Origin of the sequence: Fictibacillus phosphorivorans, from assembly GCF_001619875.1 — a bacterium.
Taxonomy (GTDB): domain Bacteria; phylum Bacillota; class Bacilli; order Bacillales; family Fictibacillaceae; genus Fictibacillus; species Fictibacillus phosphorivorans_B.
Window position 1 is genome coordinate 456,237 of sequence record NZ_LRFC01000023.1, and the last position, 25,177, is coordinate 481,413.

The 25,177-nt window shown below is 38.4% G+C and carries 24 protein-coding genes and 1 other RNA gene; all 25 read right to left on the minus strand.

The window, feature by feature from the left end:
* Positions 1 to 275: 275 nt before the first annotated feature.
* The 25 genes from AWM68_RS11700 to AWM68_RS11825 all read right to left on the minus strand — a co-directional run bounded on the left by AWM68_RS11700 (position 276) and on the right by AWM68_RS11825 (position 24,915).
* Complete coding sequence (locus AWM68_RS11700; RefSeq protein WP_066241638.1) at positions 276 to 647, minus strand: hypothetical protein; 372 nt, start codon at positions 645 to 647, stop codon at positions 276 to 278.
* 259 nt (positions 648 to 906) lie between these two features.
* The gene (locus AWM68_RS11705; protein ID WP_066241641.1) at positions 907 to 1,461 is read right to left on the minus strand and encodes a hypothetical protein; all 555 of its coding nucleotides are present in this window, start codon (positions 1,459 to 1,461) and stop codon (positions 907 to 909) included.
* Between the two features lie 132 nt (positions 1,462 to 1,593).
* Complete coding sequence (locus tag AWM68_RS11710) at positions 1,594 to 2,760, minus strand: type I restriction endonuclease (protein ID WP_066241644.1); 1,167 nt, start codon at positions 2,758 to 2,760, stop codon at positions 1,594 to 1,596.
* Positions 2,761 to 3,022: 262 nt separating this feature from the next.
* Complete coding sequence (locus AWM68_RS11715) at positions 3,023 to 3,610, minus strand: hypothetical protein (RefSeq protein ID WP_066241647.1); 588 nt, start codon at positions 3,608 to 3,610, stop codon at positions 3,023 to 3,025.
* 269 nt (positions 3,611 to 3,879) lie between these two features.
* On the minus strand, positions 3,880 to 4,695 hold the full coding sequence (locus AWM68_RS11725; RefSeq protein WP_066241648.1) for an EcsC family protein: 816 nt from the start codon (positions 4,693 to 4,695) through the stop codon (positions 3,880 to 3,882).
* Between the two features lie 121 nt (positions 4,696 to 4,816).
* Positions 4,817 to 5,326 (minus strand): type 1 glutamine amidotransferase domain-containing protein, encoded by a 510-nt coding sequence (locus AWM68_RS11730; RefSeq protein ID WP_066241649.1) that lies wholly within the window; start codon positions 5,324 to 5,326, stop codon positions 4,817 to 4,819.
* Between the two features lie 85 nt (positions 5,327 to 5,411).
* Entirely contained in the window at positions 5,412 to 5,918 is a 507-nt protein-coding gene (locus AWM68_RS11735; protein WP_066241652.1) for a metal-dependent hydrolase, read from the minus strand.
* A 334-nt stretch (positions 5,919 to 6,252) separates the two neighbouring features.
* The gene (gene parC, locus AWM68_RS11740) at positions 6,253 to 8,697 is read right to left on the minus strand and encodes a DNA topoisomerase IV subunit A (protein WP_066241656.1); all 2,445 of its coding nucleotides are present in this window, start codon (positions 8,695 to 8,697) and stop codon (positions 6,253 to 6,255) included.
* A gap of 13 nt (positions 8,698 to 8,710) precedes the next feature.
* Positions 8,711 to 10,651, minus strand: a complete 1,941-nt coding sequence (parE, locus tag AWM68_RS11745; protein ID WP_066242472.1) for a DNA topoisomerase IV subunit B — start codon at positions 10,649 to 10,651, stop codon at positions 8,711 to 8,713.
* Between the two features lie 226 nt (positions 10,652 to 10,877).
* Positions 10,878 to 11,285 carry a CoA-binding protein gene (locus AWM68_RS11750; protein ID WP_066241658.1) on the minus strand — a complete coding sequence of 136 codons (408 nt, stop codon included), beginning with the start codon at positions 11,283 to 11,285 and terminating at the stop codon, positions 10,878 to 10,880.
* Between the two features lie 119 nt (positions 11,286 to 11,404).
* Positions 11,405 to 12,925 carry a carboxypeptidase M32 gene (locus AWM68_RS11755; protein WP_066241660.1) on the minus strand — a complete coding sequence of 507 codons (1,521 nt, stop codon included), beginning with the start codon at positions 12,923 to 12,925 and terminating at the stop codon, positions 11,405 to 11,407.
* A 96-nt stretch (positions 12,926 to 13,021) separates the two neighbouring features.
* A complete protein-coding gene (locus AWM68_RS11760; protein ID WP_066241665.1) occupies positions 13,022 to 13,201 on the minus strand; it encodes a hypothetical protein in 180 nt (59 codons plus the stop codon).
* 398 nt (positions 13,202 to 13,599) lie between these two features.
* Complete coding sequence (locus AWM68_RS11765; RefSeq protein ID WP_066241668.1) at positions 13,600 to 14,748, minus strand: THUMP domain-containing class I SAM-dependent RNA methyltransferase; 1,149 nt, start codon at positions 14,746 to 14,748, stop codon at positions 13,600 to 13,602.
* Positions 14,749 to 14,885: 137 nt separating this feature from the next.
* Positions 14,886 to 15,290, minus strand: an RNA gene (gene rnpB / locus AWM68_RS11770) — RNase P RNA component class B.
* Positions 15,291 to 15,367: 77 nt separating this feature from the next.
* Entirely contained in the window at positions 15,368 to 15,682 is a 315-nt protein-coding gene (gpsB, locus tag AWM68_RS11775) for a cell division regulator GpsB (protein ID WP_066241670.1), read from the minus strand.
* A 78-nt stretch (positions 15,683 to 15,760) separates the two neighbouring features.
* Positions 15,761 to 16,324, minus strand: coding sequence for a DUF1273 domain-containing protein (locus AWM68_RS11780; protein ID WP_066242474.1), 564 nt, complete (start codon positions 16,322 to 16,324; stop codon positions 15,761 to 15,763).
* Positions 16,325 to 16,741: 417 nt separating this feature from the next.
* Positions 16,742 to 18,007, minus strand: a complete 1,266-nt coding sequence (locus AWM68_RS11785) for a ribonuclease H-like domain-containing protein (RefSeq protein ID WP_066241673.1) — start codon at positions 18,005 to 18,007, stop codon at positions 16,742 to 16,744.
* Positions 17,991 to 20,273 (minus strand): DEAD/DEAH box helicase, encoded by a 2,283-nt coding sequence (locus AWM68_RS11790; RefSeq protein ID WP_066241676.1) that lies wholly within the window; start codon positions 20,271 to 20,273, stop codon positions 17,991 to 17,993. Before AWM68_RS11790 ends, AWM68_RS11785 begins: the two co-directional genes overlap by 17 nt.
* 178 nt (positions 20,274 to 20,451) lie before the next feature.
* Positions 20,452 to 21,255, minus strand: coding sequence for a DNA-formamidopyrimidine glycosylase (mutM, locus tag AWM68_RS11795; protein ID WP_066241679.1), 804 nt, complete (start codon positions 21,253 to 21,255; stop codon positions 20,452 to 20,454).
* Between the two features lie 91 nt (positions 21,256 to 21,346).
* Entirely contained in the window at positions 21,347 to 22,195 is an 849-nt protein-coding gene (gene kynA, locus AWM68_RS11800; protein WP_066241682.1) for a tryptophan 2,3-dioxygenase, read from the minus strand.
* 125 nt (positions 22,196 to 22,320) lie between these two features.
* The gene (locus AWM68_RS11805; protein WP_066241684.1) at positions 22,321 to 22,758 is read right to left on the minus strand and encodes an SRPBCC family protein; all 438 of its coding nucleotides are present in this window, start codon (positions 22,756 to 22,758) and stop codon (positions 22,321 to 22,323) included.
* Positions 22,759 to 22,768: 10 nt separating this feature from the next.
* Positions 22,769 to 23,551 carry a metalloregulator ArsR/SmtB family transcription factor gene (locus tag AWM68_RS11810; protein WP_066241687.1) on the minus strand — a complete coding sequence of 261 codons (783 nt, stop codon included), beginning with the start codon at positions 23,549 to 23,551 and terminating at the stop codon, positions 22,769 to 22,771.
* 154 nt (positions 23,552 to 23,705) lie between these two features.
* Positions 23,706 to 23,897, minus strand: a complete 192-nt coding sequence (locus AWM68_RS11815; RefSeq protein ID WP_066241690.1) for an alpha/beta-type small acid-soluble spore protein — start codon at positions 23,895 to 23,897, stop codon at positions 23,706 to 23,708.
* A gap of 128 nt (positions 23,898 to 24,025) precedes the next feature.
* On the minus strand, positions 24,026 to 24,214 hold the full coding sequence (locus tag AWM68_RS11820; RefSeq protein WP_066241693.1) for a hypothetical protein: 189 nt from the start codon (positions 24,212 to 24,214) through the stop codon (positions 24,026 to 24,028).
* 65 nt (positions 24,215 to 24,279) lie between these two features.
* Positions 24,280 to 24,915: a phosphatase PAP2 family protein gene (locus AWM68_RS11825; RefSeq protein WP_066241695.1), complete on the minus strand. Its 636-nt coding sequence runs from the start codon at positions 24,913 to 24,915 to the stop codon at positions 24,280 to 24,282.
* Positions 24,916 to 25,177: the final 262 nt, after the last annotated feature.

Consider the following 25,177-nt stretch of genomic DNA (forward strand, 5'->3'; position numbering starts at 1 on the left):
ATGATACAAGAATGTTAAAACGCTGTATCCATTGAGGCTGTAATGGTTAAGGTGCTTTATACAAGAATTACAGAAAAGTTTCAACTCCTTATTGGAACCTATCTATTATTTCTTCTTAAATAAAATGTAAAGAATCGACTTAAGCACAACTAAATCATAATCATTGTTTTCCTTTTTAAAAAAGTTAAAGCTTCTTGGTCTTTTTTCATTTTCCTTTCTAAAAAGCACATAACTATCTCCAGATTCATACTTAATAATGTTTTTCATGTGATATGTTATGGTTTCATATCATGATCTTCTTTAAACCTACTATCTAAACAAGACACCTTTTCACAATAATAACAAATTTCATTAGACCTCAATTTAATACTTACACTTATTTCTGGCAAAACACCATTAATAATAGATTGTATTTTTTGGACTTTTTCACCTATTTGTTCGTATTTTTTTTCATAGTTCAAAATTTCTAAATCATACCGATTAATAACCATGTCATTCTTTATGTCAGTTAGATACTTATAATTAGAGGATTGATAACTCCAATTATCTATATATCTTTTAAATTCCTTTCTCGCAAGAGACTTTATATAAAGTTTTTGTATTTCAACTGTAGCTTCTTTAAAATAAGGCAATAATTTCGAAAACATATAATATCCCACCCTTTTAGGAATATTTTACTATGATATATTTTTATAATGTAATAAAAAAACACCTTAAAAAAAAGTAACGGACATTATGTAAGGAAAACAGATGAAGAAGCAGTAGATAAATTAAATAACCTTTTCCAACCACACATAGCCTCAAAAAAAGCATAGTGTGTTTTTTTATATAAAAATATTAATAACTAAGTTTTTTCCATAAACTCAACCTTTAGTTGATGAAATTACATAATGTTAGATAATAGAACTAAAAAATAATGAATTTATAATGGTCTTTATTAAGGATTGTATCTTTAAATCCTATATCCTTTCTTATAGCGAGAACGCATTCTGAAAAATATTCTTTTTCTAATGAATACACTCTGTTTACTTCTTCAATAGGTAATTTTTGACCAACTAAATGGTTAATTTCAATTTTATATTGCAAATATCTAGACAATGCTTGCAACACATCATCACTAGCCCACAACCAAGCAACATCATATGCTTTTAGGAAATTTTCCTGGTATTCAATTCGTTTATTTTCAGGTATTCTCATACCAATAAAAACTGCCATTGTATTAATTAAGTTAATATAAACATTTCTTTTTTGATTTAACTTCTCTTGTTCATTTGACAATTCTAATTGAAGAACATTTTTCAGTATTTCTATTTCTTTATCGATTTCCCCTTTTTGCTTTTGTAGTTGATCGTCAAACTGGCTTTTTTGTTTTTGTAATCCACGATTAAACAGATACGTTACAATTAAAGTGAACACAGCTAAGAAGGCAGCGTTCGTAATAATAGATTTTAAAAGATCCATAGATTCTCCCTCCAATATTTAAGTGAAAATTTCACTGTTTATACATTACCATAAAACGGTAGAAAATTGCGTAATTAAAAAGAGCTGTTTAGATCAGCCCTTTTTTAAAATTTATTCACCTAAATTAAGAACCTAAGTTGTTATTTTGCTTTCTTCCTTTACCTCATCATAACAAGCTATGATAAGGCTTTTCATTTCTAAAAGGTCTTCTACGGAGTTCATATATATACGACTGCCACCAAGACCTTTTGGTGCTTCATCAATTCTGAAATTTGGACATAATTGTTCAACTTTTTGTGTATCAAGTCGAGTTACAATGATCTTATTAGATGTATCTGAGAAGAAACGAATAAACCATTTAGTAATAACCCTATTCATGATATTGAAATAACTAGAATTATCTTTGTATTTTAGATTATCCACCTCTCTACCGCTTACTTCTAAAGTTTCTTTTATTATTGAAAATGCTCTTAGTTCTTCTTCCGTAGTTACAACCCCAGGTTTCGTTTTATCTTCATCTTTAAACATGTCATCTTCATCAATAGAAGTTTGATCTGAAACTAAAATATCCTCTTGTGGATGATCTGCTTTAATATTTGTAAAAGATAAACCTTCTCCTATAATTTCTAACAAAGTATGATTTATAGCTTTTTTAATTATTGGTCTAAATTTTTCGACCACTATTGATGTAACCCTTTGGTTATTTAAATCTTTAATAAGAAATCTTACAAAATCATCCGACGGATTCTTAAACAGTTCTTTTAGAGTAGAATTTATATTGTTTGTGTAAACAAGTTCTTGTGAGAATTTAATATTTTCATCAATATCAAAATCTTCCTTTGTGAAATGCTCAATTACTTCTATATCTAAATTTGTTAACGATTCTATATTAAATTGATAAAAAGGTTCATCATCCATAATGTTGTCCCTTTTTAGATCCGTAAAAAGTTTATATTCTGTTCCATTTGTTAGAATTGAAAATCTAACTTCAGGTGTTGCATTAAAATATCTGTAAATTTGAGAACTATGTTTATGTAATTTTTCATTAACTGATTTAGCTTCAACGAAAATAATTGGTTTTCTATCTTTTTTTATTGCATAATCAACTTTTTCACCTTTTTTTATCCCAAAATCAGATACATATTCGGGCTCGACTTCAAGTGGATTAAAAACATCATAGCCCAGTGTTTGTATAAACGGAATTATTAAAGCTTGTTTCGTAGATTCTTCATTGATAATGTGAGATTTCCTTTCAATCAGCTGCAAAGAAAGTTTCTCGAGTACTTGTTTAAACTCCATTACAATTCCTCCTTTAATTCTTTTGTATATAATTTCCTTATTTTAGTCTTATTTCCTGCTTGAGAACTGTTTTACTTGCACACAACTTCAAACTTGTACAAAAATGGTACAGAAAATAAAAAACCCTTTATCTATTGGGGCTTTAAAGATGAAGGCATTTGTACAAAAAAAAACATAAAAGTTTTAACTTTTACAAGAAATATAACTTATCATTCCCTCTTCAGGAACATAAATAAAGCACTCTCGAAAGAATGCTTCTAAATTAACTCCTATAAAATTTTTTTATACCAGCCTTTTCACAATGAAAATTTATAAAAACTTCAATGTTCCGTTTATAATACCATCTGTCAATCCACATTATTACAAGAATTAAAATAACAGTTATATGGTAAAGCACTACAAACATGTTACTTTCAGTTACAAAATATAAATCCCATATAATAACCAATAATTCTGATGAAATTATTGCAATACAAATTGACCCTATTTCATGTATTCTTGATAACAAATATCTATATCTTTCATGAACTTTATCACGAGATCCTTCGCTACCTTCCTTAAGTGAAAACATGTAATTTTCAAATTGAGATTCGAATTTAAAATACCTATCCCATCGAAATATTTGAATAATAACAAATGTTATAGTGTGGTGTATTTGATTAAATAAATAACCAATTGGTATACCCAATACTGTTAAAACAGCCCCAATTGCCACTATACTCGTTCCCCCTGCAGGAAAAAGTTCCAAAAACATTTTAAAGTCACGGACTATAAAATAAATCGAACTGAAAATCATAAAAATCCAACCTGGTATTCCCCATCTAATTAAATATCTTGTATCAATATTCATCTTAATACCTCCTACCTTTTCCTTTTCAGTAAAAGGTAACAATTTCCTCTTTTTTTAGCTATAAATTGGGTTTTATTGAAAAATTGTCCCCAATTTGTCCCCAATCAATCTGTATTATTGATTTCTAATATGGTGTGTACTACAAAAAAAAAAACCTATTATTAAGGGGTTTGGATACTCTGTTATGGTGACCCGAGAGGGGTTCGAACCCCCGACCTCTACCCTGTAAAGGTAGTTCTCTCTTTCCCAAATCATATTATGCTTTTGAATTAATTACTAGTAGAATCTGAAACACTCTCCAATCTCTCCACAATCCTTCTTTTCTGATAAAGCATCTTTCCCGTTTCAGCAAGATCATTAATCATCGATCGGTTTGCAAATGCTCCGAAAATGATTCCAGCCACTGGAACCATCTGAAACAGCTTTTTCCATCCGAATGATTCAGTAAACGTTAACGTTACTTCTCTCCAGCCTTGAATTTGAGAAATGACTTCTCGCGACTTTATTTCGTCATCATTTATCGCAGCAAGTTCATTAAGAATCGCTTCTTTTCCTACATAATCTGATGTGGAGAATTGCAAACACTTTAAAATATATACTCTTTCTTGTTTATCTTTTGGATCGTATCCGTGAATAATCGCGATTTCCTGAAGTGTTTTTAAAGAAATTGCTAAGATAGCGGGTATATCTATGGCAAGTGTGAAGATGCCACCAATACCTGTACTTGCCCCTTGAAGAGTTGCTGCACTTTTTCTTTTGTCTGCTAATGCTAATGAAACTTTCTTCATCTCCTCAAGCGGAACGTCTTGAAGATCTGTTAACTCGTGTATCACACGTCCTGTTTTCTTTTCAAAAAACTGAAAAACGGATTTCTCGTTTGATAGATATTGCCCTCCATTTTGAATATAGCCACCAATTTCATCAAGAAGTGTACCTATTTTATTTTGAATAAATTTTGGAGTCACTTTATCGAGTAGTTTAAATGGCAAGCGTGTGATACGCTCCCAAAACCAGAGACCTTTTTGATCCTTTTCCCACTTCTCAATTTCTTTTAGTTCATTCAGCAAATGCTCTCTTGATTCCATGTCAGTCCATCCATTCTATATTTTCATACATCATTGTACGAACTCATTTACCATAAGTTTCATTTCATAGAACAACCGCCTAGAAAACTCCTAAGCGGTTTTTTGTGCTCATTTATTACAGTTAAAGTACTTTTAGTGACTCTCTAATAAACGCTGGTATATCTTCAGGTTGACGGCTAGTCACAAGATTTCCGCCACATACCACCACTTCTTCATCCTTCACTGTTGCTCCTGCATTTTTTAGGTCAACATGAATGGATTTGTATCCTGTGATATCTCTGCCATTTAACACTTCAGCAGAAATTAAAAGCTGTGGCCCATGACAGATCGCGAGCACCGGTTTGCCTTCATCTGCAAAATGTTTTGTGAACTGAACGAACTGATCATCACCTCTTAAAATATCCGGTGAAAACCCACCTGGAATAAATAGAGCGTCAAAGTCATTGGGTGAAACTTCTGAAATGGCAGCATTTGTTGTCACTTGCGCTTCTTTTTGCTTCCCTTCAAGTGTTGCTCCTTTTTCAGAGCCGATTACGGTTACCTCATGGCCAGCCTCTCGAAACGCTTTTGCTGGTTCCGTGTATTCTACATCTTCAAACATATTTGCTAATACTGTCGCAATTCTAGCCATTATTTAACCACTCCTCATTTTTGTGTATACAATTGTTGTATTACCATTGAGTGAGTAAATTAAACCCTTTTTTTACGTTCACGTCTTAAAACAGAGGGATGATATACAGATGAACCATAAGAACTGCAGCTAGCAAACTAATAATGGATGCGATATTTGTTTCTGTTTTTGATCCTGTTTTGGTATATAGCGGAAAACGAAACCGAATAGGCAGCGGGTAGAGAAGCTGAATCCCTCTTGAAGTCGCGGCATCCAGTATCAAATGCGAGATCACTCCAACGACAAGGCCCGTGCTTACGCTATCTTCATACCGCCAGTCGATCCATTGGGGCAGCATCATCAATACAAGAATCATGATCCAGCTGTGCGTAATGGTCCGGTGTCCGAACGTCTTTGAAATCGTTTTTGATAGAAAGCTAGTCTTCTTGCCTAAATATGAACCCGGATGACAAAGGTCTGGCAGCAAACTTCCCAGAACAGCTGCTCCCAAAAAGGTCAGCTCATGTTGAAGGGAGTCAGGCGGCAGATCCGTTACAATCTTATAAATCGCACCTGCTGCCACTCCTCCAATCAGATGTGTGTTGCTCTTCATGTTATGTATCTCTCATTTCTCTCTTGTTGTAATGTATTCTATTGTGGTTTGGCTTAATTGAAAAGTATACTCGGATGCACAATGTCCGTATGAAACAGACATTGTTCAACGGCCATAAAACTTTTCCTTGATAAGTACCTTTTTTTCCGTGATTTTACCTTTTTTTCCCGTGATACAAAGCTTTTTTTTCGGTATAATCACTGTTTTTCCGTGATTATGAATACTCGTGTCCACAACCAATAGAACTGAGTCCACCCGTCTCATTCAGACCCTCAGTACACCCCTTTTGTCTATAACACCTTATCTGTAAAAAGAAGAAAAAGAGCAGCATACGCTACTCTTTTGTTTGTTCGGTTGAAACCAACAACTTAATTCGTGTGATTGGGCCTGTCTCAGCAGTATCCACAACAAACGAACCGTTGTTGTATCGATCGGCTGGTTTATAGTTTAAAGCTGAAATGGTTTCTTCTTTACCGGATTTCGTCTCTAGCACAAATTGTGTTTCATCTTCTGAAACTAGCTTCATACCGACGATTCGATGTGGGTTTGATTTTAGTTCTCTTACCATCACAAGTCCTCGTTTTGCGCGTGATGTTTTATCAAACTCCGAAACCTTCATCTTTTTCAATGCACCGCGCTGGGTGGCGATAATCACTTGCGCTTTTTCCGGATCTTCTGGAAGCGCAAATCCGCTTACCACTTGGTCACCATCTTTTAAATTGATTCCTTTAACGCCAGACGCTCTTTGACCAACGATAGAGATCTCTTCTTCTGCAAACCATAATCCCAACCCAAAATGAGTGGTAATAAAGACATCTTGTTTTCCATTTGTTAACGATACATCTACTACTTCATCTTCCGCCTTTAGCTTAACTGCCATCAATGGACGGTTGTAGCGCGTTGCCTTGTAAGCCTTAAGTTCTGTTTTCTTAGCCATACCTTGTTTTGTAAAGAAGATGAGGTATTGATCCTCCGCGAATTCTTTAATTGGGTACGCTTTGATCAGCTTCTCATCCTTATCGAGTCCAACAAGACTTGCTAAATGCTGCCCCATGTCCTTCCAGCGGATCTCAGGCATCTCATAAACTGGGAGATAGATGTAGTTTCCTTTGTTCGTGAACATAAGAAGTGTCTCTGTCGTGTTCAGCTGTAATGCCATGAGCAGTGAATCCGTATCCTTCATGCCTGGTGGTTCACCGTTTGAGGCGCTGTAAGAACGAACGCTTGAACGTTTAACATAGCCATCTTCCGTAACCGTCACCATCACATCTTCAGAAGGAATCATCACTTCCATGTCGATTTTAATCTCTTCAATCTCCGCTTCAATTACCGTACGGCGAGGATCTGCATATTTTTTCTTTACCTCAGACAGCTCTTTTTTAATCACGTTATACAGTTTCTTCTCACTGTCTAAAATCGAACGTAAATACGCAATTTTTTTAGCCAATTCTTCTGCTTCAGATTGAAGCGTCGTGATATCGGTATTTGTTAAACGATAAAGCTGCAACGTAACAATCGCTTCAGCTTGTGGTTCTGTAAACTGAAACTTTTCGATAATGTTGTCTTTTGCGTTTCGCTTATCTTTTGAAGCTCGGATGGTTTCAATCACTTCGTCTAAAATTGAAATGGCTTTGATCAAGCCTTCAACGATGTGTGAGCGTTCTTCTGCTTTTCTCAAATCATAAGTAGTACGGCGTGTGACTACTTCTTTTTGATGCTGAATATAAGAATGAAGAATCGCTTTTAAACCCATCAGCTTTGGTGTTTTGTTATGAATGGCGACCATGTTGTAGTTATATGAGACTTGAAGATCGGTATTTTTGAAGAAGAAGTTTAAAATCCCTTCTGCGTTACCGTCTTTTCGAAGCTCGATTACGATTCGTAACCCTGTACGGTCCGTCTCATCACGGATCTCGGCAATACCATCTACCTTTTTATCTAAACGCAGCTCGTCCATACGTTTAACGAGGTTCGCTTTGTTCACTTCAAAAGGTACTTCAGTAATAACAATCTGTTGGCGCCCGCCCTTTAAGCTTTCAATCTCCGTTTTTGCACGGATCACAAAGCGGCCTTTTCCTGATTCAAATGCTTTTTTAATTCCGTCGAGTCCTTGAACGATTCCGCCTGTCGGGAAATCAGGTCCTTTAATAACCGTCATTAATTCATCAAGTGAAACATCAGGATGATCGATTTGCATCGTAACGGCATCGATGACTTCACCTAGATGATGTGGTGGAATATCAGTTGCATAACCAGCAGAGATACCGGTCGAACCATTTACGAGCAGGTTCGGGTAACGGCTTGGCAACACTATTGGTTCTTCTGTTGTATCATCAAAGTTCGGTGCGAACTCTACAGTTTCTTTATCGATATCACGCAATAGTTCAGACGCGATCGCAGAAAGCCGTGCTTCTGTGTAACGCATGGCTGCTGCTGGATCGCCGTCGATGCTACCGTTGTTACCGTGCATTTGGATCAGGACGTTTCTTACTTTCCAGTCTTGACTCATACGGACCATCGCTTCATAAACGGAAGAATCACCATGCGGGTGATAGTTACCGATTACGTTACCGACCGTCTTAGCCGATTTTCGGTATGGTTTGTCGTTCGTGTTTCCTTCTGCGAACATTGCGTATAAAATACGGCGCTGAACGGGTTTCAGGCCGTCTCTTGCATCAGGTAATGCACGCTCCTGAATGATGTATTTGCTGTATCTTCCGAAGCGGTCGCCGATTACGTCTTCTAACGGCAGCTCTCTAAATTTCTCAAGCAGTGACAATCTTTAAACCTCCTCAGAATGCTGACAAGTTCTCGTTATCTAGTATGTTTGTTTCTTCATTTATGCCAAACGCCACATGTTCTTCTATCCACTTACGGCGTGGTTCAACTTTATCTCCCATCAAGACAGAGACACGTTTTTCGGCACGGGCTGCATCATCTATACGTACACGGATCAGCGTACGTGTGTCAGGATCCATCGTTGTTTCCCATAGCTGGTCGGCGTTCATCTCACCAAGACCTTTGTAACGCTGAATAATGTAGCCTTTTCCGATCTTTTTCTGAGCTTCTTTTAACTCATCTTCATCCCATGCATATTCGATGACTTCTTTCTTTCCTGTTCCTTTGCTCACTTTGTATAGAGGAGGAAGAGCAATAAACACTTTTCCTTCTTCAATAAGCGGCTTCATATAACGATAGAAGAACGTTAAAAGAAGAACCTGAATGTGCGCACCATCTGTATCCGCATCAGTCATAATGACAATTTTATCGTAGTTCACATCTTTCAGTGTAAAATCAGAGCCTACTCCAGCGCCGATCGCATGGATGATTGTGTTGATTTCTTCGTTTTTAAAAATATCTGCAAGTTTTGCCTTTTCCGTGTTGATTACTTTACCACGAAGCGGCAAAATCGCCTGGAATTTACGGTCTCGTCCTTGCTTAGCAGAACCTCCTGCAGAGTCACCCTCTACTAGGTACAATTCGTTACGCTCAGGATTCTTTGATGTAGCTGGGGTTAACTTACCACTCAGCATTGAATCTTTACGCTTGTTCTTCTTTCCGTTACGCGCATCTTCACGAGCCTTACGAGCTGCTTCACGAGCTTGAGCGGCTTTAATACTTTTACGGATGAGCATTTCACTAATTGCAGGATTTTCCTCAAGAAAATAAGCGAGTTTCCCAGCTACGACCGCATCAACGCTAGATCGTGCTTCACTCGTACCTAGTTTACTCTTCGTTTGCCCTTCAAACTGAAGAAATTCTTCAGGAATGCGTACGGAAACTACCGCTGTTAACCCTTCACGGATATCGGACCCATCCAGGTTCTTATCTTTCTCTTTCAACATGTTCGTTTTACGGGCATATTCGTTTATGCTTCTTGTAATCGCGGTTTTCGCACCAGATTCATGCGTTCCGCCGTCTTTTGTTCGAACATTGTTTACGAAGGACAATACGTTTTCAGCATATCCATCGTTGTATTGAAACGCAAAATCAACTTCAATCTCGTTTTGTGTTCCTTCAAAACTTACGACAGAGTGTAGGGAATCTTTATCTTCGTTTAAATATTTTACGAAGGCTTCTAGACCTGTATCAAACTGAAACTCATCTTTTTCACCGTTACGGGCATCTTCCAGCACAATTTTAATGCCTTTTAACAAGAAAGCTGCTTCTCTAAGACGCTCGCTTAACGTTTCATAGTTATAGTTGATCGTAGAAAACATCGAATGATCTGGTTTGAAATGGACGGTCGTTCCAGATTTACGTGTGTTTCCGATCACTTCTAATGTTGTAACGGGCTTACCGCCATTCTCAAAACGCTGACGATAGGTTTTTCCATCACGATGGATTGTTACTTCAAGCCATTCTGATAGCGCATTAACAACTGAAGCACCTACACCGTGAAGTCCTCCAGATGTCTTATATCCACCTTGTCCGAATTTACCTCCAGCGTGGAGGACGGTGAAAATGATCTCAGGAGTTGGTTTTCCGAGCTTATGCATCCCAGTTGGCATGCCCCGGCCATCGTCGGATACTGACACACTATTATCTTTGTGAATTTTCACATGTATGTAATCACCGAATCCGCCTAAAGCTTCATCAACGGCGTTATCTACAATTTCATAAACGAGGTGATGCAAACCTCTGGCATCCGTACTTCCAATATACATACCAGGACGCTTACGAACGGCTTCTAAACCTTCAAGCACCTGTATGGCATCATCGTTATATTCCATAAATGACTTCTTACTTGCCAAAATGTGTTGCTCCTTTCACGTTGCTGCAGTACTACTATAATAGCAGAACGTTTGTTTCTATACTACTGTTGTCTGTATATTCTCCTCTTATTTCTCGGTATATCGACCGAAAACCTTTAGCGTAAAAAAGAATATTGCTTATAAAAAAAGTGACAATGTAGTTAAGCATGGGAAAACCACCCGTTTGATTGCGGGTGGTTCATTACTACCGTATCATAGCATGTTCCACTTTAATGCACTTATCCATAATATAAGGAATCGTCGCACTTTGCAAAATCTCTTCTGCTTCTGCGCTGTATAAACCAAGCTGTGCCCAGAAAAAACCTGCTTTAATTTTAACTGCTGATTGGGCAACTTCTGGGAGAAATTCACTGCGTCTGAACACGTTGACGATATCAACATGTCCTTCAACATCCTCAAGGGAAGCATATGCTTTTTGCCCTAAAACCTCAGTGACATTAGGATTCACGGGAATAATCTCATAACCTGCATTCTGCATGTATTCTGAGACCATATAGGAAGTACGAAACGGCTGATCGGATAGACCGACAACAGCAATACGCTTTCTTAACTTTAATAAGTTCTGGATATCTTGTGTCGTTGCAGCTCCCATCTTTTCTTCCTCCTAATATCTTTTTATATAGTTTTAGACAAAATTCATACAAATGAAACATTTTCATGAAAAAGCCGGCATTCTCGAATGCGTTTCGAGAGCCGCCGGCTTATGGAAGATTATCCGTTTAAGCGGTAAATATCGCTATACTTTTTCTCAAAATAAGCGATCAGGTGATCTGGATTCAATCCTTCTCCTGTTACATCTTTTAGAATTTCAATCGGCTTCTTCATCTTACCGTACTGATGCACATTTTTCGTTAACCATTCTTTGATCGGCAGAAGATTACCAGACTCTACAAGTGCATCGAAGTCAGGAATGTCGTTCAGCATAGCATTTTTCAGCTGTGCCGCATAAATGTAGCCTAAAGCGTAAGACGGGAAGTAACCGAAGCTTCCGCCTGACCAGTGAACATCTTGAAGCACACCTTCAGCATCATTTTTCGGAGTTACACCAATATATTCTTGCATTTTTTCGTTCCAAATACGTGGAAGATCCTTCACTTCAATCTCATCGTTGAACAAACCTTTTTCAATTTCATAACGAACGATAACGTGAAGCGGATATGTCATCTCATCTGCTTCAATACGAATGAGTGATGGCTCAACCACATTAATGGAACGGTAGAAATCTTCAAGTTCTACTCCGTTAAACTGTGCACCAGAAACGTTCTTTAACATAGCATAATGATTCTTCCAGAAACCAAAGTGACGGCCTACAAAGTTTTCCCAGAACAGAGATTGAGACTCATGTATCCCCATCGAAGTACCCGTTGCAAGAGGTGTTCCAACAAGCTCTTCAGAAATATTTTGCTCATAAAGCGCGTGTCCGCCCTCGTGGATCGTTCCGAATACAGCTGTACGGAAGTCATTCTCCATATATTTTGTTGTAACACGTACATCCCCAGGGTTCAAACCGATCGCAAACGGATGAACCGTTTCATCTAGACGGCCAGAATCGAAGTCATAGCCCATGTCTTTTAAAACATGCAGACTGAATTCTTTTTGCTTATCTTTTGGGAAATGGTCAAACAAGAACTTCGTATCAGGCTGACCTGCTTCAGTCACTTTTTGAAGAAGAGGGACGATACGGTCACGCAGCTTAGAGAATGTCTCATCTAAGATCTCAACCGTTACGCCTGGCTCATACATATCTAAAAGCGTGTTGTACTTATTGCCTTCATAGCCCCAATACTCAATAAATTTCTTGTTGAATTCAACAAGCTTTTCTAAGTAAGGCTGGAATAGGGAGAAATCAGATGCGTTCTTCGCTTCTTCCCAAACGGTTTCAGCCTTTGATTGTAAGATCACATATTCTTTAAATTCAGCTGGAGGAATCTTGGCATTTCGCTCATAATCCTTTTTCACTTCTTCTAACGTCTTTTTCGTAACGTCAGACAACGAATCCTGAACTTCTGGTTTTGATAGTTCTTCAATATAATTTTTCATTTCCTCAGATGTAGACATTGCGAATACATCGGAAGATAATGTTCCGATTACTTCAGAGCGTTGTTCTACCCCTTTTTTAGGAGCTCCGGTACGAAGATCCCAATACATTAGCCCGATCGCTTCGTTTACATGCACCATTTTTTTTACATAAACTAAGAATTCTTTTTCAACAGTTAATTTAGTTTGCGTCATTTAACTTTCCATCCTTTCACGGTTTCATATATAAAACATACCGTTATAAGAATTCGTGACGCAATAAAAAAGTCCTGCTGGTCGATTTTATTTTTTCTAAAAATCTTCCTTAAACATTTCAGCATATGTCGCAAAGGATGGATCAATACTGTTTACGTGCCCAATTGATTGATGAAGCACATTTTGTATTTCTTCTTTATGATGATCTGCTAAGTGTGGTTGAAGGTTGTGAAATGCCTTTTTGATGCTATCTAAATGGCTGTATTGTGTGTACATTAGTCTAACCTGCCTTTGTTTAGTAGTTAGGCATAGTATGTACAGGTTGTTATGTATAATAAACTGATTCTTTTATCGCATTTTGACACCTTATTTCGTGGGTAGTTGATAATAAATGAAGAAAACATGTACGGTACGTGAAATTATATGAGTGAACATTAAAAAAAGGCGAGCTCTGGGTGAGCCAGCCTGTAATTTATTATGAATTTCCGCTTCATTTCCATCAATTCTGCCACTCAATCCACAAGTTATGCCCTACAATCCACAAATTCCGCATCTCAATCCACGAGTTTTGCCTCTTAATCCACGAATTTTAGCCTTTTATCCACGAGTCTGCATTCTGCGACACCGTACGACATAAATACTTATCACCAGCACCGCCTATTTATTCGTCAACTTTACGATTGCTGCTGTCTAGGTGGACGCTTCCCGAAGTATTGGTAATAGTCTGTCTTTAAATCACCGTTGTACAGTTTACGTTTTTTAGTTGCTGATCTGCCGTAATACTCCTCAAACTGTTCATTTGAAGTAATCACATAAACACTCCACGTATCATAGGGTTTCATCGCATGACCTAGATCACGATATAACTGTGCTACTTCTTCTCTTTCCCCGAGTCGTTCTCCATATGGTGGATTCGTTACAAGACAGCCGTAATCTTTTCTTGTTGTGAAATCACGAACTTGCATCTGTTTAAACGTGATAAAACCTTCGAAACCAGCTTCGTTCGCATTGTTCTTAGATAGTTCAACCATCTTATGGTCGATATCAGAGCCTTGAATATCAAGAGGAAGGTCATACTTTGCGACATCTTGCGCTTCACTAACGGCTTCGTACCACACTTTTTTGTCAATCCAGTTCCAGTTTTCAGAAGCAAATTCACGGTTTAGACCTGGTGCGATGTTTTGCCCGATCATCGCCGCTTCAATCGGAAGTGTCCCTGATCCACAGAACGGGTCAGCAAATGGTTTATCTGGTGTCCAGTTCGTCAGCATGATAAGCGCTGCTGCCATTGTCTCTTTAATCGGTGCCCCACTGTGAAGTTCACGGTAACCGCGTTTATGAAGACCTGTCCCACTCGTATCAAGCGTTAATGTTGCAATATCTTTATGGATCGCAACTTCAATTCGATACAATGCCCCGTCTTCAGGAAACCATGTTTTACGGTTGTATGCCGTTTTTAAGTTGTCGACTACTGCTTTCTTTACGATCGCCTGACAGTCAGATACGGAGAAAAGCTTTGATTTCACCGATCTGCCGATTACAGGGAATTCTCCGTCCTCAGGGATAAAATCAGCCCAAGGCAGTGCTTTTGTTTTTTCAAACAATTCATCAAACGTTTCTGCTCTAAATTCACCTACTACAAGCTTAACGCGGTCAGCTGTACGCAGCCATAGGTTAGCTTTTACAAGCGTTTTCTCATCACCATCAAAATACACTTTTCCGTTTTCTACTTTTACGTTCTCAAAACCTAATGCACGCACTTCATTCGCTACAAGGGCCTCTAGTCCCATAGCAGCTGTCGCGAGCAGACGTAATTGTGCCATATTATAAAACTCCTTACTCTTCTTGCATGTAGTATTGTTAACAGTATACCCTTAAACTCAGTCTCTTTTTTATGTAAAATAGAAAAAGCCCCGGTAAACGGGGCCCTCATTCAGCTTTAATTTAGGTACCAATAACGTTCTGTAAGCCATGTTCTGTTCCTTAGTACTGCATGCGGCTATTCGCCTCGTACACCGGTGGTAATCATCTATCTACAAAAAGCCTTAGCTTTTTGTTCTCCCATTCGTTCAATTCCGAAGTGGGAAACTCCCCTACCATAATTTGGGTTTCTCGCTCGTGGGGTTTACCTCGTTCCACTCCCTCTGTTTCCATTGGGACTACGTCACTGTGGCACTTTCAAAGTATTAACACCATATCCAAAGGACTTAGGTGCGTTCCCTGCCGTTAACCCAGTAAGCTCAATAGAGCAAACCAAGATACCCTGGCTTATTTTTTGGCCAGGCACGATCATTACGGTCATCTCAGATCCGTGCGAGCATGGACTTTCCTCTAAACCTAAAAGGTCCAGCGATTACCCGAACGTTATTGATTTAAGTTTTTTAAAAGCAAGATTCATTATAGCATGCAAAACTCATAAAAACAAATGGATAAAAACTGGAATCAATCGTATAATTTGCTGCCAAAAACATGTTTTTCCAAGTTAGACAAACGCTGAAGGATATCGGAGTTCGTCGTGCTTGAAGTTACTGCGGGCATTCTTCGTGTCTGCTGATGATCAGAAGAATTCTGAGCTTCTCTGCGCAGTCGATTGTTTTCTTGGACAACTGCATCGTATTCTTTTTGGAAGTTTTCGTAATCCTTAATGATAAGATCTAAGAATTTGTCTACTTCGTCTTGATCATAGCCACGGAAGCCTTGTTTAAAGTCTTTTTCTAATATTTCTTTCGCCGTTAAATGAAAACGTTGTTCACTCATGTGAATCACCTCACACAAAGATTCTAAAATTATTTTTTCATTACATGACCTAAATGTCAATTTCTTTCTACTTTACTCTTACTTATTCATATTTCGATTATATTGTTCTTCTTGTACGAGAACATCTAAGTCATAAGGAGTAATATAGAATATTTCGTACGAATTGTCCATTTCCTGCTTTTGTTTGGCCGCATCGAGATAATACTTCGGCGAACCATCCTTTTCTTCGTCGTATAAGAGCAGTATAGCGTCACTTTTCTGCACAAGAAACTGATTCTTCACACGCAGCTGTCCAGGCGACTCATAAGGCTTCCTGCTTACAGAATCCACAAAATCTGCTCCAGCTAAAATTTCATGATATTTTTCTTGTACATTTTCTTTCCAGCGAGCTTCTTGCTCTAAAAACGGGGTTAAAACGGCAAGCTTCAGATCAGCGTACTCCAGCTGCAGCTCGAACACCACTTCTGCTGCCCACATTTCCACACCAGGCTGACCGCTGATGATGACCCATTCTAACCCTTCGTCTAGTAAAGAAATGATTCTGTTTCGAAGTGCTTTTTTTATGTAGTATACCCCTTCATGCTTATCACTAAAGATACCCAGCTCATGAGCTTTGTAACCGCTGATGAGTAACGTTTGCAGCATTTTAAATGTAACCCCCTGTTAATGAAAACACCCGGCTTCATCCTTAGCCGGGCTTTCCATTAAAAGTTTTGTGTTGAGTGACTGATTTCATTGCCAATCATGAGCGTTAAACCAACTACAACAAAAAATAGAACGACAATCCACTGCTTCACGTACCATCTCTCCATAGCATAAAATATATCATTTCCCTCTTTGCTTTTCGGGTTATTTTGCGAAAACAATCGAACAACACAGAATATTGACGAAAACCACGTAGAAATATGAGGTTTCATGGCGTATTTTGCGCTTACCCGGGGAATAAAAAGAGGGGAAATTTATTTTCTTAGGAACATTTCCATGTCCTCTCTTATTCTACAAAAAACAAGGGTAAATGAGAAGAGATATTTTCAACAAATTCATAAATTTGACGAATTTTTACGAATATTGGATGATACGTTGTTCTAATCGTTCGATTCTTTTTGCTAAAGCTCGTTTTTCCTGGTCTTCTTTCCTCTTTGTTAATCTTTTTTTACCTTTCCAGACGTTATATGCCGAAACGGCAAAATGAAGCGCTTTTACATAATCTTTTTGTACATGCTCATAATATTTAGAAAGCTCTACTGCAGGCTCTTCATCCATCTCATTTTCACGAAGCAGTTCATGCCAGTATCGAACGGAAATTTCGATCTTATTTTGCTTTTTGTAAAGAGCAGCAAGTGATTTTTTTGATTGAAATGGATGAGAGGTCCCCGTTTGAAGCACTTCATTGTAAAGAGCTGTAGCCCATTCTATTTCATTCAACGATTCAAACCATCGTGCGGCTTCATACGTTTCCTTCTCTGTCCGGAAACAATTTCCCGTCACAACGCCAGACATGTGTGTAAAGAGTGTGATTAACGATAATACATCCCACTCATTATGCCGAAATACCCCTTCAAGCAGCGAGGGATCTCCTTCGTTGCAATATTGAAAATAAAGCATCGGAGCTAAAAATCCAGGAGTGTCATGTATCCGATTTACGCCTAGTATTTCTTTTTCAACAACTGAAAGCTTCACTGCGGGCAGTGTTTCTTTCCAAAGCCTTCTTGCACCATGTAACAGATCGAAGTGACCAAACTCTGGTAACGATGGAACATAATCGCGAATTAGCGTATGCCGTGTTTTTACTTGTGGCCAATCAAACGATTTCCCGTTATAGGTTACAAGGTTTCGCAATTCTTTCACATGATTCAAAAAATAATGATAAAGAGCCACTTCTGATCCCGGTCCAGGCAAGAAAAACTGATGAACCAATACGTGATCTTCTTTTATTTGGCTCATTCCAAGCATAAAGATCGTATTACCAGCGCCACCGCTTAAACCCGTTGTCTCTGTATCAAAGAACAAAAGCTCAGAGACATCAAGACCCTTCGCATTGAGTGGATGATGGGCATTAACCTCCTGCCATTGTGCCACTGCATTCTTCACATCAGAAAATTGATAGCGACCCCATACTTGATCGATTGGATATTGCACTTTTCGGATGATGCAATAATCATCTTCAAAAAAATAGGGTGATGCGCCAAACTTCTCCCAATATTCGGCATGATCAATTTTAGGATTCTTTTGCGTATCAGGTTGTGCTTTTGTTTGAATAGGGGGTGCTGAGACAGGATTAGCCATATGCTTTTTAAGCCGCTTCAGTTTATTTTGAATCGACATGATGTGCTGCTCCTTTAATTTGAGAGATCAGTTTCACAGCAAGTTCTTTGCTGTTATTTCCTTCTTCTAGCGTACCTGTGCAAGACGGACAGCCGTTTTCGCAAGGACAACGTTTGATCATGGTAAGTGCTTGATCGAGTACCGTATCCCAAGAGCCATACACTTTTTCACTCAGTCCGATACCGCCTGGATAACGATCATAGATGAAGATTGTCGGCAGCTGATTATGGACGGCTTTTACTTGTGGTACAACATGTAAATCATTTGCATCACACATAACAAATAATGGTGCAACATGTCGCAGCACGTGGGCAATCCCAAGCAAACCAGCTTCTAGCTTTTCTTCACTCAAATCTTCATTTTGGAACGTCAACCACGTTGCTGAAGTATGAAGCTCTTCTTCTGGCAGATGAATGGGTCCAGAACCGATGTTATCGTGCGTTTCAAATTTGATCTTTTTAAAGATTGTTGCTTTTGCGACAACCATAACATCTCCGTATGCTTTAGCATTTTGCTCGTTTTTCGTTTCTTTGTCCACTTCCAGCACATTTAATGAAACAGCCAGATTTGCATCAGTAAAATAGTCTACGTCCACTTCACGAACAAAAGCTTTTTTCTCTTCATAATCGAGTTTCTCAACTTGATATTGTATGCCTTGATGCAGATAGATGGCTTCTTCATGAAGAAGTGTCATCGAACTGAAGCGGTCCATCTCACCGATTACTTTCACATCAGCAACATTCGTCTGATCGATGATGACGACGTTTTCCTGGGATGCTGACCGAAGAGATATATTATGAGCAGGAAACGAATCGTTCATCCAATAAAAATGCTTTCCGCGCTTATGAAGGACTTGTTCATCCACTAGAAATTCTAAAACATCCTGAACCTTTTGATTTCCGAATGTATCGTTTTCTTGAAACGGCAGTTCATATGCCGCACATTTCAGATGATCGACTAAGATAATTAAGTTATCTGGGTTCATTCTAGCTGATTCAGGTGATCGTTCAAAGAAGTAATCCGGGTTTTGTATGACATACTGGTCGAGTGGTGATGATGATGCTACCATTATGACCACACTTTCATCTTGACGGCGTCCTGCTCGTCCAGCCTGTTGCCACGCACTCGCAATCGAACCTGGATAGCCAGTCAAAATGCACGCATGAAGCTGACCGATATCGACACCGAGTTCTAATGCATTTGTCGATACGACTCCCATTACCTCTCCGTTTCGCAGTCCTTTTTCAATCGCTCGCCTCTGCTTAGGCAGATAACCTCCCCGGTAGCCTTGTATCGACTTCACTCCAAACTCCTTTTTCACGAGCTCTTGTAAATAAGTGAGCAGAATCTCAACTCTTACACGGCTACGCGCAAATACGATCGTTTGTATGTGATTTTCTAAAAATAGTTTGGCGAGATTTCTGGCTTCTAAAGTTGCACTTCGCCTTACGTTAAGCGGTTTGTTCACGACTGGAGGATTATAAAACAGAAAATGCTTACGGCCAGCTGGGGCACCATTGTTATTGATCAGTGTCATCGGGTTTCCTGTAAGCTGTTCTGCTAGCTCTTTTGGATTTGCAATCGTTGCTGAGGTGCAGATAAAGATTGGATTGCTTCCGTAAAACTTGCAGATGCGTTTTAAACGGCGGATTACATTCGCGACATGGCTTCCGAACACACCTCGGTATGTATGCAGCTCATCTACAACGACATATTTTAAGTTCTCAAATAAAGAGACCCATTTCGTATGATGCGGTAGAACAGCAGCATGAAGCATATCAGGATTCGTCATGACGATGTTCCCCGCTTTTCTTACCACTTGGCGGATATTTGCGGGTGTATCGCCATCATACGTATAGCTTTTAATATTAAGTCCCATCTCATCGATCAGTTCATTTATTTCGGATTTCTGATCTTGAGCGAGCGCTTTTGTAGGAAAAAGATATAGGGCACGAGATTCAGGATTGTTTGCTACTTCTTGCAGCACTGGTAAGTTGTAGCATAGCGTTTTTCCAGAAGCAGTTGGTGTTACAGCTACAAAGCTTTCTTTACGAAGGGCTGCTTCATACGCTGATAACTGATGAATATATAGGGAAGAAATTCCTCTTTTTTGAAGAGCTGATTGTATATTGGAATGCAAAGAATCTGGAATTGGAACCGATACCGCTTCTCTAGGTTCGATCGTCTTCCAGTGCACGATTTGTTTTGATATTTCAGGTTCACGTAAAACATCCATGACTTGCTGGATAGATTTTTTCCGAAACATGTCTACCACCTCATCCCTATTTTAACGAATATTTGTTCGTAATGAAATAGTAGAGTGATTAAAACTCTCGACAACATGATTGTTTGAAGGAAGAATCATTCTAAACAAAGAAAATTCAATAACACTCTTGTGAGGATGTAAAAAAGACAGCAACTGTTACATGCTGTCTTGATTTTCTTTATTTTTGGCAGTTTGGGCAATGAAAGGATTTGATCGTCTTACTTTCTGCTCTCTTAATCTCGGCACCACAACGATTACAATTTTCACCTTCCCTTTCATAAACGAGCGTGTTGCTGTTATACCCCCCTGTCTTTACGTCTCCTTCATACATCGGAAAATCCATATACCCCCCGTATTGTATGGCTCTTGTTAGAACGGGTTTAATTGATTCATATAGATGTTTGATTTCTGTTACTGACAATTCGCCTGCTTTTCGAAATGGATCTAGTTTTGCCTGAAAACAGATTTCGTCCGAATAACAGTTTCCAATTCCGGAAATGAACTTTTGATCAACTAATAAAGGTTTTAAAGATCCTTTCTTCGTTTGAATAAGGTTCTCAAAGTGCCCGAAAGTTAATTGTAATGGTTCCGGGCCTAAATCTTGGAGTTTCTCATCTAATTCTTCCTTTTTTAATAAATGAAGATACCCTAATCGCAATCCTATAAAATTGAGCTGCAATTCTCCAAACGAGAGGATGATCTGTTTCGTTCGATCAGGACTGTTATTTGCGTTCCCAAAAAACATTAAGCCGCCAAGCATGAGATGAAGTAAAAGATAATTCCCAGTACTCAACTCGAAGATTAAGTGTTTCGCTCTTCTTTTTACAGAGGTGATATGTTTTCCTAAAACAGCATCTTTAAAGGTTTGAACCGGTTGATTGATTGATTTTTCTCTATGAATTTCAACGTTCGTTATGGGCTTATGCAATAGATTGTGATGCAAAAATTCTCGGTATGTTTCCATTTCTGGCAGTTCCGGCATACTTTCAACTCCTTATCCTTCCATTAGTATTAAGCCGGTTCTTTATTTTATGTAAACAAAAAGGAAGGCTGTAATGAGCCTCCCTTAAAATTTATATACTTGTACGCAAATCCCATAGTTCTGGAAAGAAACGCTGATCTAGTACTTTCTTTAGGTAGTTTACGCCTGAAGACCCGCCTGTTCCCACTTTAAACCCGATGATGCGTTCAACGGTCTTCATATGGCGGAATCGCCATTGCTGCAGCCAGTCTTCAATATCTACAAGCTTTTCGGCCAATTCATAGAGATCCCAGTACTTCTCAACATTTCGGTACACTTCAAGCCACGCTGCTTCTACTGAACTGTTATATTCATAGCGCTTCGTCACATCGCGGTTAAGCACTTCTTCATCAATGTGAAGACCTGCTTTTGCTAACGCCTGAATTGATACGTCATACAAACTTGGTGTGTGAAGAGCTGCTGTGAGTTGTTCATGAAGGTCTGCATCTTTTTTATAGATTTCTAAGATGTGCGGAGTTTTATATCCAAGAGCAAATTCAATCATACGGTATTGATACGATTGAAATCCGGAAGCTTGTCCTAGTTTATCACGGAACTCCATGTATTCTGCCGGCGTTAAGGTTGAAAGTACATCCCAAGATTCAATAATCTGAGATTGAATCTTTGAAACACGTGCTAACATTTTAAAAGCAGAATGAAGATTGCCATTTTCAATAGAAGAAATAGCTGTCTTTGTTTCGTGTAAGATGAGTTTCATCCATAATTCAGATACTTGGTGGATAATGATAAACAACATTTCATCATGGTGACCAGAAAGTCTGTTCTGACCGGATAAAATTTTATCAAGGCTCAGATATTCCCCATAAGTCATCGAGTGAATAAAATCCGTGTGAATTCCCTTTTCTGTTTCTTTACTGTCCAATTTTCTCTGTTCTGTCATTCTAACCCACTCCCCTAAGACGAGTAACTTGTTTGATATCGCTTTCATTATACATGATTTTTATGTTTGACAATTTATAATTCTCAAGAAAAAAAACTGTGCATATACACAGTCATGTGATTTACTTATTTTAGTTCGAGAATCTTTTTAATCTTAGCTAAATCTTTTTTGTTTGCTTTCTTCATCATAAACGATATAAAAGGAGTGACCACTGCTGAAAATCCGGTTGGATAACCATGATTGCGTAACGTCATTATGGTCACATCCTCCTTTCCTTTTTTCCACGTATAAGTTGTCTCCATCGGAAAAGGTCCATTCGCTGTTCTCATGACTAATTTCTCATAAGGAACATGTTCTATGATCTCATATACATATTCCAGTTTCTTTCCTAAGAAAAAGGCGATAAATGCGATTTTCGAACCTAATTTCATAGGTTTCTCCGTGACCCATTCTACTGTATGGATGTTATCGTACCATTCAGGTGCATGATCTGGATCAGCTGCATATTGAGCTACTCTATCTATCGGGCGATTAATGGATATCTCTGTTTTTACATCAACCATAGTTAGTCTCCTACTTTTGTTCAATAAATTTTTTCAAATTCTCTTGCAGCAATTCGTTCCAACCGTGACGATGTGCTTCTTCCCAATGAGGTTCAAGGATTCCGACTGCTTGGTGAGAAAGTTGCAAAATGGTCTTCTCACCGTCTTCGATCAGTTTGTAGGAATACGAACTATTAACGGCGCCACTCATTCCTAATAAGCCATTCAATCGAATCTCATCGTTTCTTTTGAAATACGTAACAGTCCCCCAAAGTGTTCCTTCACCATTTCCCCAGTCCTCATAAAAACGTCCACCTAAATGAGGTTCAAAAATCAACTGAGATTCCTTGTCTCCTACTCTAAAATGCCACCAGCTGCTTATGTCCTCTGTTATAGCTTTAAATACAGTTTCTATCTTCGCTTGTATCACAATATCTTGTTCAATCTGAAAAGTGCCCATCTTGATTTCTTTTGTTTGTTCCATTCTATTTCCTTCCCTTCCTTCTACTAATTTTTTGATTGTAAGAAGTGAATTTGCGTGCGGTGCCTCATATTTACTTACCCACCTGTTATACAGCTCTTGAAGTGGAATAACGTTTAAGTAATTTACTCGCAGCCTACCTTTCCGACGGATTAAAACAAGATTTGCTTCAACCAATACAGCTAGATGCTTCATAGTGGCATACCTAGAAACATCATATTTCTCACTTAGTTCACTCGTCGTTAGTGGCTGGCTTTTTAAATGATCCAAAATATCAATTCGGATAGGATGAGATAATGCTTTAAAAACCTCAACTAAATCTTCATTAACCATTGTGCCGATGTTTCACCTACTTTCAATTGCAAATGTGACTAAAAGGTAACATATTTAATACGTGACCTAAAGGTAACATTAAAAGCTAGAGTTGTCTACAAAAAAAATAAAACCCGGGACGAATCCCAGGTTTTTCTTACAAGGAGGTTACTGATTAACGAAGTCCGCCTAGCGCTTGAGCTACAAGACGCTTAGTGATTTCGCCACCTACTGATCCGTTTGCACGAGAAGTTGTGTCTGGTCCAAGATGTACTCCGAACTCAGCAGCGATCTCTTGCTTCATTGCGTCAAGAGCTCCTTGTGCTCCAGGAACCACGATTTGGTTGCTGTTGTTGTTACGTGCCATGCGATTTCCCTCCTTTGGGATAATATGTACGAAAAACGTATTTGTTTTCCGTTAAAGGTAGTATGGGTAAATTCTGAAAACCTATTCATAGAAATATAATTTTTTTCCAAAATAAAAACAAGAACTTGTTATAAGTCCTTGTTCTTCAGCTCTTCACTTAACAAATCTTCTTCTATTAATTGTGCTCTCTTTAACTCTTTTGCAGAATGTTTCTTAAAAAAGACAACCGTTCTCCACGCGAAAATCGTAAAAATTGCAAGTGTTATAAAAGCCGGAATGTACTCAAGTTTATTTTCAGGAAACACAATTGGCAGCATCTCTTTGCACCCTTTCGGTAAACAATTACAGTTCATTATACCAAAAAAGGACAAGGCTTGTTAAGTTATAGACTGGTATTTGTGTTGTTTCTGTTAACGCTTTCTGTTTGCTTGGCATGATTCGTTGTTAGTTTGCCGAAACAAAGGACAATAAACACGCCAAAAGTAAATCCTGCAATGATGTCAGATGGATAGTGCACGCCTACATACACACGACTTAACCCTAGTAAGAATGGAAGGATTACGCCCGCCACTAGAATCCAGCGTTTTTGATACCGTTCATACAGAAGAACAGCAGCAAATAAATAAAATGTTGTTCCGACCATGGCGTTTCCACTCGGAAAACTATATCCGTCTTCTTCCATCAAGCGGTTATCCGACGGTCTTTCCCGCTCAAACATAGATTTCACTAGCACATTCAGACCATAAGAAACAACGATACTACCGAACAGCAACAAGCTGTTTCGCCATCGTTTCATAAAGAGAAGAACAAGTGCACCGAGAATACTGAGTCCTCCGAGTACTTTCGCATCGCCCACATGCGTAAAGACTTGAACAGCATCATTCAAAGAGCTTGTTCGCAGACTAATAACATGTTTTCTTATGTTAGAATCAAACGATTGTACCCAACTCGATTCATAGTACGTAAAACTAATAAAAATAAATATACATAAACACATCACTACGTAACTTTTTTTCAATCGTCACTCCCCCTACAACTATTTTACGTAAAACCTTCATATTTAGGAAGAAAAATACAGTGAGATATAACTTGAAAGGAAATGGCTCGGTTTATTTGAAGACTGTGAGAGATAATTTGATAAATTCATGCTTTTTTGCGAAATTTGATCATAATTTGACGAGTTACACTCATTTATCGACGAATCGACATCTCCGAACAATTTCCGAGAACACCTCCCTCATTTCTTGCAGCATGACTATTCCTATAAAAAGCACCTACAA

Coding starts and splice junctions, on each gene's coding strand:
- AWM68_RS11725 (WP_066241648.1), bottom strand. CDS start 4,695: ATGGAATCAAGAGAGCATTTGCTGAATGAACTAAAAGAAATTGAGAAG.
- AWM68_RS11785 (WP_066241673.1), bottom strand. CDS start 18,007: ATGTCGATTCAAAATAAACTGAAGCGGCTTAAAAAGCATATGGCTAAT.
- AWM68_RS11805 (WP_066241684.1), bottom strand. CDS start 22,758: ATGGTTGATGTAAAAACAGAGATATCCATTAATCGCCCGATAGATAGA.
- gpsB (WP_066241670.1), bottom strand. CDS start 15,682: ATGAGTGAACAACGTTTTCATTTAACGGCGAAAGAAATATTAGAAAAA.
- AWM68_RS11790 (WP_066241676.1), bottom strand. CDS start 20,273: ATGTTTCGGAAAAAATCTATCCAGCAAGTCATGGATGTTTTACGTGAA.
- AWM68_RS11730 (WP_066241649.1), bottom strand. CDS start 5,326: ATGGCTAGAATTGCGACAGTATTAGCAAATATGTTTGAAGATGTAGAA.
- AWM68_RS11765 (WP_066241668.1), bottom strand. CDS start 14,748: ATGGCACAATTACGTCTGCTCGCGACAGCTGCTATGGGACTAGAGGCC.
- kynA (WP_066241682.1), bottom strand. CDS start 22,195: ATGACAGAACAGAGAAAATTGGACAGTAAAGAAACAGAAAAGGGAATT.
- AWM68_RS11810 (WP_066241687.1), bottom strand. CDS start 23,551: ATGGTTAATGAAGATTTAGTTGAGGTTTTTAAAGCATTATCTCATCCT.
- AWM68_RS11715 (WP_066241647.1), bottom strand. CDS start 3,610: ATGAATATTGATACAAGATATTTAATTAGATGGGGAATACCAGGTTGG.
- AWM68_RS11710 (WP_066241644.1), bottom strand. CDS start 2,760: ATGGAGTTTAAACAAGTACTCGAGAAACTTTCTTTGCAGCTGATTGAA.
- mutM (WP_066241679.1), bottom strand. CDS start 21,255: ATGCCGGAACTGCCAGAAATGGAAACATACCGAGAATTTTTGCATCAC.
- AWM68_RS11760 (WP_066241665.1), bottom strand. CDS start 13,201: ATGTACACACAATACAGCCATTTAGATAGCATCAAAAAGGCATTTCAC.
- AWM68_RS11705 (WP_066241641.1), bottom strand. CDS start 1,461: ATGGATCTTTTAAAATCTATTATTACGAACGCTGCCTTCTTAGCTGTG.
- parE (WP_066242472.1), bottom strand. CDS start 10,651: ATGGAATATAACGATGATGCCATACAGGTGCTTGAAGGTTTAGAAGCC.
- AWM68_RS11700 (WP_066241638.1), bottom strand. CDS start 647: ATGTTTTCGAAATTATTGCCTTATTTTAAAGAAGCTACAGTTGAAATA.
- AWM68_RS11815 (WP_066241690.1), bottom strand. CDS start 23,897: ATGGCACGTAACAACAACAGCAACCAAATCGTGGTTCCTGGAGCACAA.
- AWM68_RS11750 (WP_066241658.1), bottom strand. CDS start 11,285: ATGGGAGCTGCAACGACACAAGATATCCAGAACTTATTAAAGTTAAGA.
- AWM68_RS11755 (WP_066241660.1), bottom strand. CDS start 12,925: ATGACGCAAACTAAATTAACTGTTGAAAAAGAATTCTTAGTTTATGTA.
- AWM68_RS11820 (WP_066241693.1), bottom strand. CDS start 24,214: ATGCTGCCAATTGTGTTTCCTGAAAATAAACTTGAGTACATTCCGGCT.
- AWM68_RS11735 (WP_066241652.1), bottom strand. CDS start 5,918: ATGAAGAGCAACACACATCTGATTGGAGGAGTGGCAGCAGGTGCGATT.